This is a genomic window from Shewanella sp. KCT, assembly GCF_007636505.1.
Lineage (GTDB): Bacteria > Pseudomonadota > Gammaproteobacteria > Enterobacterales > Shewanellaceae > Shewanella > Shewanella halotolerans.
Window position 1 is genome coordinate 183,878 of the sequence record NZ_LVDJ01000003.1, and the last position, 12,155, is coordinate 196,032.

The following is a 12,155-nucleotide window of genomic DNA, read 5'->3' on the forward strand; positions in this document are numbered from 1 at the left end:
ATTTTATCTTGCTGAGCTATCCGTAGGCGCGTAAGGGGCCGGTTTAAAAAGGCTGACTCTGGATAATAAGTCATCGCTCGGCGTGTGTCTATCGGCGACTGGCTACGGGTGACTGGCGATTGGCGAGTGTCTATCTCCTAAGCTTTCACCTTTCAACTCTCCTTTTCCCTTTCACTCTTTTGTCTATGGCTTTGCTTCGAGCTTGTTTACCGTCAAGGATAAAGAGAGGGGAAAGCATGATAATGTGCGGCATCGCCCAATGCTAAGGCCTTTGGCGCTGCTAATTGGCGCAAGATGGTGATAGAATCGCTTGATAACAATAATCAGGGGACTACTCGCTTTGGCACAGCTCTATTTTTACTATTCGGCAATGAATGCCGGCAAATCTACCTCACTGCTTCAATCTTCCTATAACTATCGTGAGCGCGGCATGAATACCTTGGTCATGACGGCGTCGATCGATGATCGCTACGGTGTGGGTAAGGTGGCGTCTCGTATCGGTATCGAGACAGATGCTCAGGTGTTTGCCAGCGACGATAACCTGATCGAGATGGTTAAAACCGCCTGTCAGGCGCAGACCCTGCACTGCATCTTGATCGATGAGTCGCAGTTTCTCAGCAAGGAGCAGGTGAGACAGCTGACCTATGTGGTCGATGTGATGGATATTCCCGTGCTCTGTTATGGCCTGAAGACAGATTTCCAGGGTGAGCTGTTTAGTGGCAGTCAGTACCTGTTGGCCTGGGCCGATAAGCTGGTGGAACTCAAGACCATATGTCATTGTGGTCGCAAGGCCAACATGGTGGTGCGACTCGATGGCGAAGGCCGCCCAATGAAAGAGGGTGAGCAGGTAGCCATCGGCGGTAACGAGAGTTACGAGTCTGTCTGCCGTAAGCATTTCCGCGAATTCCTCTGGGATTAATACCCGCCCTGGTGATCGCGCCAGTAAAGTAGCCACCCTTGGGGTGGCTTTTTTAATGGCCTAATGTTCTGAGTATACTTTGGTCGTCAGCGACGCTAACCGCTGCATGGGATTATGGGCTGTGTCAGAGTATGAGATGAATAGGTTTATGAGGTGAGTGGCACGCCCTGCACCTCGTCGGCTTTCTCGTCATGGCGCTGGGGATGTTCGGGAAACCACTTCTCATAGAGGCGCTGGATCTCGCCTTCGCTGATCAGCGCTTCTAGCACCTCGTCGATCTGCGCCAGCAGTTGATGATTGCCGCGCTTGACGGCAAAGGCCACCGGCGATCCGGGATCTGGATTGTCCAGTATCTTAACTCCTATCTCCATCTGCTGCGCCAGATAGAGGCCGACCGCCTTAGGCATGATGGCCGCCTGGATCTTGCCCTCTTTTAACAGCTGCATCGACCTCTCCTTGCTCGGGGTGGCTATGATGCGAAAATCGTACAGAGTCCCCAGCTCCTTCCAGTGGGTCTCTATGTAAGAGTGGCGATCGCCGCTGACAAACTGGTTATGAAGATCTTCCAGCTTAGTGATCTTCTGGTTGTCTTCGAGGATGAAGATCACGTCATATCGGTAGTAGTAAGGCTGGGTGAAGTCGAAAAACTTAGTCCTGAGGGCGTTGATCTCCATGCCAGCGATCAGCTCAATGTCACCGAATCTGAGTTCATTGAATACCAGATCCCAGGCCTGCTGCCGAAACTGAAACGGCATACCAAGACGCTTGAATATCAGCCTGGCCACGTCGGCATCAAACCCTGTGGTCTCACCGCCTGCGGAAAACTGATAGGGGGGGAATCCAGTGGCTACACCGCAGCGCGTCGCTGGGGTATGCTGCGCCAGCGCCGGCAGGCTTAAGCAGAGGAGGAGGGCAGCAAGGAGCTGCGTCTTGTAGGCAAAATAGTGCATCAGTCTAGGTGGCCTGCTAATTTCATCATTTCACTCTTACGGCTTTAGTCTAGTCGGTTTTGTCATCTTGATGGCGAACGCGCTATGGGCCACCCTGGCAGGCGCGTCGTCGCTAAAGGCCATGATGATAGTGTGGATTAGACGTAAATGGCAAACAAAAGCTGTTACAAGGTGTTTTGTGAACATAAATTCAACGAATTAGGTGAAAATAATCTTTATTATTAACACCTTGATTAGCACCTGTTGAAAGACGCCTCCTATGAGATCTGGCTCAAAAAATCAACAGTTGTAACCCTAATTGATACAGAAACATTGCTTTAGATCAATTGCCAATGAATTGTCAGGCGTCAAAATTCAGTCACCGCTTGGATAACTAATTAAAATGCATGCGAAACAATCAACCCGTGATAGACAACGAGGTCGTGCTGACCGACGATGATATTCTGCTGTCCACGACGGATCTCAAGGGCAATATCGGCTATGCCAACGAGGATTTTTGTCGTATCTGTGGGTTTTCCGAGGAGGAACTGGTCAGGCAGCCCCACAACATAGTGCGCCATCCCGACATGCCCAAGGCCGCCTTTGCCATCTTGTGGCAGCGCCTGGCGCAGAAGCAATCCTGGCTGGGGGTGGTGAAGAATCGCTGTAAAGATGGCTCTTACTATTGGGTCAATGCCTATGTGGCGCCCGTGATGGAGAATGGTCAGGTCAAGGAGTATCAATCGGTGCGCCGCCGGGCGAGCCAGGCCCAGGTAGAGCGCGCCAGCGATATCTATCAGAGCCTGAATAAGTCGGAGCAGCGCAGCGAGATCAAGGATGCCAAGCTCAGTTATGGCGGCAAGTTGACCCTATTCGCTTTTCTCTGCCTTATGTTAGCCATCGGCCTGAGTAATATCTCGCCCTGGTTGGCGCTCGTCTGCGCGCCGCTGTTGGCGTTTGGCATGAGGCTCCTCTTGGCGCCGCTAAGGGCCCTGAATGACCATGCACTCACTATCGTGTCAGACCCTGTGGCCAGACACATCTACGCCGGAAGGCGGGACGAGCTGGGCAATATTCAATTTGCCATGGAGTTCACCACGGCTGAGATCGCCGGTGTGGTAGGACGGATGACAGATGCCTCAAGCGTTATCGCCAGAGACAGCGACGCCCTGCTCGGTTCTATCACGGCCACGGCCGAGCGTGCCGATGGTCAGAATCAACAGACGGCCCAGGCCGCGGCGGCAGTGGAAGAGTTGACCGCCAGCTTTAATGAGCTGGGTCAGCAGCTTAAGCAGGTCTCGGCAGATGTCGAAGCCAGTCAGGCGGCTGTGCTGCAGGGCTATGAGCAGCTCGATGCCGTGGTGGCCAGCATAGATGAGCTACACGGCGAGGTGGGCAACTTTGCCCAGGTGGTTAGCGAGATAGAGCATGACAGTGTGGCGATTAATCAGGTGCTGGAGGTGATCACTAAGATTGCCGAGCAGACTAACCTGCTGGCGCTTAACGCCGCCATTGAGGCGGCAAGGGCCGGAGAGTCGGGTCGGGGCTTTGCCGTGGTGGCCGACGAGGTGCGTCAGCTGTCGGCGCGCACCGCAGATTCCACCAGTCAGATCGATGCCATCATCGCCAAGTTCCAGCAGAGTACGGCCAATGCGGCGAACACACTGACCGCGGGTCAGCGTCAGGCAACTCAGGCGGTGCAGCTGGTGAAACAAGCTGAGGCCGTGTTTGCCGAGCTGGTGACCCGTATCGATAAGATTAATCAGATGACGGAGCTGAGCGCCGATGCCATGCAGGAGCAGGGACTGGCGGCGGTGGATATCAGCGATTCGCTGCAGGCGATCAGCGAGCTGGCCAGCGAAGGCTTTGCCCAGTCCCTGGCCGATCGGCAGCTTGGCGAGCGCAGCTCACTCAAGTCGATGGAGTCACGCCAGCTGGCGCGTCAGTTCTGGAGCCAGGCGGTGCACCGCGCTAATGCCTAACCAATGCCTGGCGAATGTCTAAAGCGTTAGATTTCGGTAATAAAAAAGCCCAGCGATAACGCTGGGCTTTTTTTGAGGATTCGTGCCTAGCGATTAGAGCTGCATCTCAGGTACATGCTCAGGCACGATAAGCTTGCCAGCCGTTTTCTCGATAATCTCCTCGACGCTTACGCCTGGAGCGCGTTCCAGCAGGTGGAAGGCGCCATCTTTGATCTCCAGGAAGGCCAGGTCAGTTAGCACGCGCTTGATACAGCCATAGCCGGTCAGCGGCAGCTCACACTTAGGCAGTAGCTTAGAGTTGCCGTGCTTATCGGCGTGCATCATGGTGACGATAATATTGTCGGCACCGGCCACCAGATCCATGGCGCCGCCCATGCCTTTGATCAGCTTGCCGGGGATCATCCAGGAGGCGATTGAGCCTTCCACATCCACCTCGAAGGCGCCCAGCACGGTGAGATCCACATGACCACCGCGGATCATGGCGAAGCTCTCGGCCGAGGAGAAGAAGGAAGCGCCGGGGACGGCGGTGACCGTCTGTTTACCCGCGTTGATCAAATCTGCGTCTATGGTCTCTTCGGTGGGGAATTCACCCATGCCGAGCAGGCCATTTTCCGACTGCAGCATCACCTGCATGCCTTCGGGAATATAGTTGGCGACCAGCGTCGGGATGCCAATGCCCAGGTTGACATAAAAACCATCCTGTAGCTCTTGGGAAACACGCTGTGCCAGTTGTTCTCTCGATAAAGCCATGGTGTCGCCTCCCTATTTGCTCTTCACTGTGCGCTGCTCGATACGCTTCTCGAACGTACCTTGGATCAGGCGATCCACATAGATGCCTGGTGTATGGATATGGTCGGGATCCAGCTCTCCCGGCTCGACGATATGCTCCGCTTCGACCACAGTGATCTTACCGGCCGTGGCCATCATAGGGTTGAAGTTAGCCGCCGTCTTGCGAAACACCAGGTTACCCATGGTATCGGCCTTCCAGGCGCGCACCAAGGCGAAATCTGCGGTCAGCGCAGGCTCCAGCACATAGTGACGACCGTCGATCTCGCGGGTCTCCTTGCCTTCGGCCACAGGGGTGCCGTAACCGGTTGCGGTAAAGAAGGCGGGGATACCGGCGCCGCCGGCGCGGATCTTCTCGGCTAACGTGCCTTGCGGGGTGAGGATCACGTTAAGTTCACCCGAGAGCATCTGCTGCTCGAAGGTGGCGTTTTCGCCCACATAGGAGGCGATCATGGTGCTGATCTGGCGGCTCTTGAGCAGCAGCCCAAGGCCGAAATCGTCTACCCCAGCGTTGTTCGAGATGGCGGTGAGCCCCTTGGCACCACTCTTGACCATCTGGGCGATCAAGCCTTCGGGAATACCGCAGAGGCCGAAGCCACCGACCATGACGGTCATGTTGTCTGTCAGACCTTCCAATGCTTCTTCATAGCTGGCGACCAGCTTATTGAGTCCTGCCATTATCATTATCTCCTTTGAGCGTGAGTCGGGCCTGAGCCCAACCCTATTATTCTGTTAGCGCGCGTGCGACCTTGGCACCACTGACTCTACCCAGTGCCTGGCTGATGGTGTTACCCGCCTTGATCAGGTCGTTAAGAGCCACACCTGTCTCTATTCCCATGCCGTGGAGCATATAGACCAGATCTTCCGTGGCTAGGTTGCCCGATGCGCCTTTGGCATAAGGGCAGCCACCCAGGCCCGCCACCGAGCTGTCGATGACGCTGACGCCAGTCTCCAGGCAGGCAAGAATATTGGCTAATGCCTGACCATAGGTGTCATGAAAGTGTAGCGCCAGTTTCTCCACCGGCACCCTGCACGCGACCGCTTCCACCATTCTACGGGCATTTAAGGGGGTGCCAACGCCTATGGTGTCACCCAGAGAGATCTCGTAGCAGCCCATTTTGTAAAGGATCTCTGCCACGCGAGCCACTTCCTCGACCTGGATCTCGCCCTCGTAGGGACAGCCCAGCACGCAGGACACATAGCCGCGCACGGGGATCTGTTTCGCCTGAGCCGCCTCCATCACAGGGATGAAGCGCTCGATCGACTCCTCGATAGAGCAGTTGATGTTACGCTGGCTAAAGCTCTGCGAGGCGGCGCCGAAGATGGCAACCTCGTCGGCCCCGGCGTCAAGCGCAAGTTCCAGCCCCTTGAGGTTAGGGGTCAATGCGCTGTAGACCACGCCCGGGCGTTTGCTGAGCTGGCGGAAGATATCGCCCGAGTCGGCCATCTGCGGCACCCACTTGGGGGAGACGAAACTGCCGGCCTCGATGCGGGTCAGGCCCGCCGCGCCCAGTTGATCGATAAGGGTCAGCTTGTCGGCGGTGGTGACCGCCTTCTCGTTCTGCAGGCCGTCGCGGGCGCCGACCTCGAAGATACTGACCTTGCTTGGAAAGCTGTTCGTCGCGGACATGGTTAAGCGTCCTCTTTCGCAGTGACTTCGAGCAGCAGGGCGCCATCGCTCACCAATTCGCCTGGCTGGAAGAAGAAGGCCGCCACCTTGCCGTCGAACGGCGCCTCTATGGTGTATTCCATCTTCATCGCTTCCATCACCATCAGGCCTTGACCCGCTTCGACCTCATCGCCCACCTCGACCAGGTGAGTGACGATAGTGCCGTTCATCGGCGCCTTGAGCTTGTCTTCGCTGTTGGCCTGCTCCTCCACTACCTCTGTCTGCAGGGCGCGGAAGTGATAGCTGCCGCTCGGCAGGAAGAGGGTGAAGTCATCGCCTTCGCGGCTGACGGGGATCTTGCTCTTGTGGCCGTTGATCTCGGCGTGTAGCAGATCTTGTTTCAGTTCGCCGCTCAGGGTCAGTTGTTGATCGTTCAGGTTCAGGTAGTAGCAATCGCCCACCTGGCTCAGGGTCAGGTGCTGCACCTCATGCTCATCGTCCAGCAGGGAGAGCTGATGCATGCCGCTGCGGTTAAGTCTGAAGCCGCTCACCTGTCCCCAGGGAGAGTAGGGATCTTGGCTGTTGGTCGCTGTAAGCTTGGCCTGTTCCTTCTGGGCGCACAGGTGATAGAGGGCGGCGAAGGCCAGGGCGCCATTCTGCTCATGGCTGTTGTCGCCATCCAGGTTGGCACCTATCAGGGTGTCGCCATAACGCTCGATAAAGTCTGTGCTGAAGTCTGCCTGACTGAAGGCCTGGTGCTCGGCGATGTTGGCCAGAAACTCTATGTTGTGCTTGAGGCCGCTGATCTGGTATGACTCCAGGGCGTGCACCAGGCGCTGCAGGGCGCGGGGGCGCGACTCGTCCCAGACGATCAGCTTGGCGATCATAGGGTCGTAGAAGTTACTGATCACATCGTTCTCGCGGATGCCGGAATCGATACGCACATAGCGGTTCTGCTCCGGCTCACGCAGGAAGTTGAGCTTGCCGCTGGCGGGCAGGAACTCGTTCTGCGGATCTTCGGCGTAGATACGTACCTCGAAGGAGTGGCCGTGGATGCGCACATCCTCCTGGCTCAGGGGCAGCTCGCTGCCGCTGGCGACCATCAGCTGCCACTTGACCAGATCTTGGCCTGTGACCATCTCAGTTACCGGATGTTCCACCTGCAGACGGGTATTCATCTCCATGAAGTAGAAGCTGTTGCTCTCCTCGGTTGCATGGGTGTCCAGCAGAAATTCCACCGTGCCGGCGCCTACATAGTCGATCGCCTTGGCGGCGGCCACGGCGGCCTCGCCCATGGCGCGGCGCAGGCTGTCAGACAGGCCAGGAGCCGGGGCTTCTTCGACCACCTTCTGGTGACGACGCTGAATAGAGCAGTCGCGATCCGACAGATAGATGCAGTTGCCCTGGGTATCGGCAAACACCTGCACCTCGACGTGGCGAGGCTGTCTCAGGTAGCGCTCGATCAGCAGCTTGTCGTTGCCAAAAGATGAGGCCGCCTCGCGGCGCGCCGAGTTGATCGCCTCCAGGGCCTCAGACTCGGACTCGACGATACGCATCCCCTTACCACCGCCGCCGTAGGCGGCCTTGATCAGTTGAGGGAAGCCAATTTCTTTAGAGGCCTTGAGCAGCACCTCGTCGCTCTGGTCGTCGCCGTGATAGCCCGGCACCAGAGGAACATTGGCCTGTTCCATGATGATCTTGGCGGCGCTCTTGCTGCCCATGGCATCGATGGCATCGGCGCTTGGGCCGACGAAGGCGATACCGGCCTGCTCACATTGGCGGGCAAAGTCGGCGTTTTCCGACAGGAAGCCGTAGCCAGGGTGAATAGCCTGGGCGCCACTGCGCTTGGCGATCTCTAGGATTAATTCGCCCTTGAGGTAAGACTCGCTCGGGGCGCTGCCGCCCAGGTAGAAGGACTCGTCGGCCATGGCCACATGGCGAGCGTCCTTGTCGGCGTCCGAGTAGAGGGCGACGGTTTTGATGCCCATGACCTGTGCGGTCTTGATGATTCTGCAGGCGATTTCGCCACGGTTGGCGATCAATAATTTGGTAAACATGTTAGCGTGCTCCCCGAACTTGTAGGGCAATAGGGTCAAAGATGATCTCTGGCTTCATTAGGCGTTCCACCTTGGGCTTCTCTTCTCGAAGAAGGCGTTTAGCCCCTCCTGGCCCTCGTCTGAGACGCGAATGCGGGCGATACGCTCGCTGGTGTAGGCCAGGGTCTCCTGATCGATCACACCATCTTCGAGGCGTGACAGCAGGGTCTTGACCCAAGCCATGCCCTGAGGGCTGTTGCCCTTGAGCGCGGTTATGATAGGCGCGCTGGCACCCTCGAGATCATCGTTAATCTCATGGATCACATTGAGCTTGAGCGCGGTTTCGGCGTCGAAACGCTCGGCGGTCAGCATGTAGCGACGCGAGGCGCGCTGGCCCATGGCGCGTACCACATAGGGGCTGATCACCGCCGGGATAAGCCCGAGCTTGACCTCACTCAGGCAGAAGCTGGCGCGGCTGTCGGCGATGGCGATATCGCTGGCGCAGATAAGCCCCAGGGCGCCGCCGAAGGCTGCGCCTTGTACCAAGGCCAGGGTTGGCTTGGGGAACTTATCGAGCTTGTGCATCAGGGTCGCCAGCTCGTTGGCGTCACTCAGGTTCTGCTCGAAATCCATCTTGGCCTGCTTGCGCATCCAGTTGAGGTCGGCGCCGGCGCTGAAGTTACGGCCGTTGGCCTTAAGCACCAGCAACTGACAGCTGTCGTCGGCCGCGAACAGGTCGAGGGCGGCGATCATCTCAGCGATCATCACCTCATCGAAGGCGTTATGTTTGTCGGCGCGGTCAAGCACCATCTCGCCGACCCCATCGCTTAGGGCGCAGCTTAAGTATTCAAATTCTTGCGTAATCGTTTGGCTTGTCATGGTCTACTTCCTTGCCTCTGCGTTATCGATTGTTGACTTAGCGGCGCATTACATGCGGAACACGCCAAACTTGGTGTCTTCAATCGGCGCATTGAGCGCCGCAGAGAGGGCAAGGCCGACCACGTCACGGGTCTGGGCCGGATCGATAATGCCATCGTCCCACAGGCGTGCGCTGGCATGATAAGGATGTCCCTCCTTGTCATACTGAGCCACGATAGGGGCGCGGAAGGCGGCCTCATCTTCGGCTGGCCAGTCCACCCCTTTGCGGGCCAGACCGTCGCGGCGCACGGTTGCCAGCACGCCGGCTGCCTGTTCGCCACCCATCACAGAGATGCGGGCATTAGGCCACATCCACATCATGGTCGGTTCGAAGGCGCGGCCACACATGCCGTAGTTACCGGCGCCGTATGAGCCGCCGATGATCACGGTGAACTTAGGCACGGTGGCGCAGGAAACGGCGGTCACCATCTTGGCGCCATGCTTGGCTATCCCTTCGTGCTCATACTTCTTACCCACCATGAAGCCTGTGATGTTTTGCAAAAACAGCAGCGGGATCTTGCGCTGACAGCAGAGCTCGATGAAGTGGGCGCCTTTCTGCGCCGACTCGGAGAAGAGGATGCCGTTGTTGGCGACGATGCCAACTGGGTAGCCGTGGATGCGGGCGAAGCCACACACCAGGGTGGCGCCATAGTTGGCCTTGAACTCGTCGAAATCCGAGTCGTCCACGATACGGGCGATCACCTCTTTGACATCGAACGGCTTCTTCAGATCTGTCCCCACTATGCCGTAGAGCTCGTTGATATCGAACTTAGGCGGCTTGACCGGGCTCAGTTGGCTGGCGATCTGCTTGTTGTGATTGAGGCGGGTCACCGACTTGCGCGCCAATTCCAGGGCGTGCTCATCGTTTTGCGCCATATGGTCGGCTACGCCCGAGATCTTAGTGTGCACCTCGGCGCCGCCCAGCTCTTCGGCCGAGACCTCTTCGCCTGTAGCGGCCTTCACCAATGGTGGGCCCGCCAGGAAGATGGTGCCCTGTTCCTTGACGATTATCGACTCATCGGCCATGGCGGGCACATAGGCGCCGCCCGCGGTACACAGGCCCATCACCACGGCGATCTGTGGGATGCCCTTGGAGGACATCTTGGCCTGGTTATAGAAGATGCGTCCGAAATGGTCTCTGTCGGGGAACACTTCGTCCTGGCGCGGCAGGTTTGCCCCGCCCGAGTCCACCAGATAGATGCAGGGCAGGTGACAGCGCTCGGCGATCTCCTGGGCCCTGAGGTGTTTCTTCACCGTCAGTGGATAGTAGGTTCCGCCTTTTACCGTGGCATCGTTGGCGATGATCATGCACTCGACGCCGCTGACGCGGCCGATACCGGCGATGATGCCCGCGGCCGGTACCACGTCGTCATAGACCTGGTAGGCGGCAAACTGGGAGATCTCCAGAAACGGCGAGCCGGGATCCAGTAGCTTCTCGACACGCTGACGTGGCGACAGCTTGCCACGGGAGAGATGGCGCTCCATGGCGACGGCGCCACCGCCTTGTTCGATTTCAGACAGTTTTAACTTGAGATCGGCGACCACCTGGCTCATCTGTTGATGCTTGGCCTTAAACTCGTCGCTGCGGGGATTGATTTGACTGCTCAGTTGCGTCACGGCTTGGTTCCTTTTAAGACTGTGGTGAACGGGAAGTGGCGATTGCCCGCCCGAGGCCGGACTGGGTCCGGCCTACTCTACGCATTCGACTATTTCGACTCGTTGAACAGCTCGCGGCCGATCAGCATGCGACGGATCTCTGAGGTACCGGCGCCAATCTCATAGAGCTTGGCATCGCGCAGCAGGCGACCCGTGGCGTATTCGTTGACATAACCGTTGCCGCCCAGCAGCTGGATGGCATCCAACGCCATCTTGGTGGCTAGTTCCGCGCTATAAAGGATGGCGCCGGCGGCGTCTTTACGTGTGGTCTCGCCGCGATCGCATGACTTGGCCACGTTATAGACGTAAGACTTGGCGGCGTTCATGCCTGTGTACATGTCGGCAAGCTTGCCCTGTACCAGCTGGAACTGACCGATAGACTTGCCGAACTGCTCACGCTCGTGAATGTAAGGCACCACGATATCCATACAGGCGGTCATGATCCCCAGTGGGCCGCCAGAGAGCACCACGCGCTCATAGTCCAGGCCGCTCATCAGCACCTTAACGCCGTTGTTGAGGCCGCCAAGGATGTTCTCTTCTGGCACTTCACAGTCTTCGAACACCAGCTCACAGGTGTTAGAGCCGCGCATGCCCAGCTTGTCCAGCTTCTGCGCCTGGCTGAAGCCCTTGAAGCCACGCTCGACGATGAAGGCTGTGATGCCGTGTGGGCCCTTGTCCATGTCTGTCTTGGCGTAGATCACATAGGTGTCGGCGTCTGGGCCGTTGGTGATCCACATCTTGTTGCCGTTGAGGATATAACGGTCACCCTCTTTGCGAGCGCTCAGCTTCATAGAGACCACGTCTGAACCCGCGTTAGGCTCACTCATCGCCAGGGCGCCGATATGCTCGCCGCTCACCAGCTTAGGCAGGTACTTGGCTTTTTGTTCGGCATTACCGTTACGGTTGATCTGGTTAACACACAGGTTTGAGTGCGCACCATAGCTTAGGCCGATAGAGGCCGAGGCGCGGGAGATCTCCTCCATGGCGACCACGTGGGCCAGGTAACCCATGTCTGCTCCGCCGTACTCTTCGGGCACTGTCACCCCAAGCAGGCCCATCTCGCCCAGCACGGGCCAAAGCTCGTTAGGGAAGGCGTTTTCCTGATCCACCTTGGCGGCGATAGGAGCGATTTCGTTGGCGGCGAAGCTGCGCACTGCGTCACGCAGCATGTCGATATCTTCGCCGAGGCCGAAGTTGAGAGAGGAGTAGAGTTGAGTCATTGTTTTATCCTACAGGTCAGATGCTTTTATAATTTGTTATCAGGCCGGTTTACCCAACCTTGCTTGTGTTCAATTTGTTGCTGCGTTAACTCGATATGGT

Annotated in this window: 10 protein-coding genes; 2 read left to right on the plus strand and 8 right to left on the minus strand. The window is 57.6% G+C overall.

Going from position 1 to position 12,155, the window contains the following annotated elements:
* The first annotated feature begins 340 nt into the window (after nucleotides 1–340).
* Entirely contained in the window at nucleotides 341–919 is a 579-nt protein-coding gene (locus AYI87_RS05740; RefSeq protein WP_144200381.1) for a thymidine kinase, read from the plus strand.
* A gap of 146 nt (nucleotides 920–1,065) precedes the next feature.
* Here the strand turns inward: AYI87_RS05740 and AYI87_RS05745 are convergent, their stop codons facing one another.
* On the minus strand, nucleotides 1,066–1,869 hold the full coding sequence (locus AYI87_RS05745; RefSeq protein ID WP_144200383.1) for a transporter substrate-binding domain-containing protein: 804 nt from the start codon (nucleotides 1,867–1,869) through the stop codon (nucleotides 1,066–1,068).
* Nucleotides 1,870–2,255: 386 nt separating this feature from the next.
* Between AYI87_RS05745 and AYI87_RS05750 the strand changes: the two genes are divergently transcribed.
* Nucleotides 2,256–3,830: a methyl-accepting chemotaxis protein gene (locus tag AYI87_RS05750; RefSeq protein ID WP_144200385.1), complete on the plus strand. Its 1,575-nt coding sequence runs from the start codon at nucleotides 2,256–2,258 to the stop codon at nucleotides 3,828–3,830.
* Between the two features lie 93 nt (nucleotides 3,831–3,923).
* Here the strand turns inward: AYI87_RS05750 and AYI87_RS05755 are convergent, their stop codons facing one another.
* The 7 genes from AYI87_RS05755 to AYI87_RS05785 all read right to left on the minus strand — a co-directional run bounded on the left by AYI87_RS05755 (nucleotide 3,924) and on the right by AYI87_RS05785 (nucleotide 12,055).
* Complete coding sequence (locus AYI87_RS05755) at nucleotides 3,924–4,580, minus strand: 3-oxoacid CoA-transferase subunit B (protein ID WP_144200387.1); 657 nt, start codon at nucleotides 4,578–4,580, stop codon at nucleotides 3,924–3,926.
* Between the two features lie 12 nt (nucleotides 4,581–4,592).
* Nucleotides 4,593–5,294 carry a CoA transferase subunit A gene (locus tag AYI87_RS05760; protein ID WP_144200389.1) on the minus strand — a complete coding sequence of 234 codons (702 nt, stop codon included), beginning with the start codon at nucleotides 5,292–5,294 and terminating at the stop codon, nucleotides 4,593–4,595.
* A gap of 46 nt (nucleotides 5,295–5,340) precedes the next feature.
* A complete protein-coding gene (locus AYI87_RS05765; RefSeq protein ID WP_144200391.1) occupies nucleotides 5,341–6,246 on the minus strand; it encodes a hydroxymethylglutaryl-CoA lyase in 906 nt (301 codons plus the stop codon).
* Between the two features lie 2 nt (nucleotides 6,247–6,248).
* The gene (locus tag AYI87_RS05770; protein ID WP_144200393.1) at nucleotides 6,249–8,282 is read right to left on the minus strand and encodes an acetyl/propionyl/methylcrotonyl-CoA carboxylase subunit alpha; all 2,034 of its coding nucleotides are present in this window, start codon (nucleotides 8,280–8,282) and stop codon (nucleotides 6,249–6,251) included.
* Nucleotides 8,283–8,339: 57 nt separating this feature from the next.
* Nucleotides 8,340–9,140: an enoyl-CoA hydratase-related protein gene (locus AYI87_RS05775; RefSeq protein ID WP_011866369.1), complete on the minus strand. Its 801-nt coding sequence runs from the start codon at nucleotides 9,138–9,140 to the stop codon at nucleotides 8,340–8,342.
* 48 nt (nucleotides 9,141–9,188) lie between these two features.
* Entirely contained in the window at nucleotides 9,189–10,796 is a 1,608-nt protein-coding gene (locus tag AYI87_RS05780; RefSeq protein WP_144200395.1) for a carboxyl transferase domain-containing protein, read from the minus strand.
* An 89-nt stretch (nucleotides 10,797–10,885) separates the two neighbouring features.
* A complete protein-coding gene (locus tag AYI87_RS05785) occupies nucleotides 10,886–12,055 on the minus strand; it encodes an isovaleryl-CoA dehydrogenase (protein ID WP_011866367.1) in 1,170 nt (389 codons plus the stop codon).
* Nucleotides 12,056–12,155: the final 100 nt, after the last annotated feature.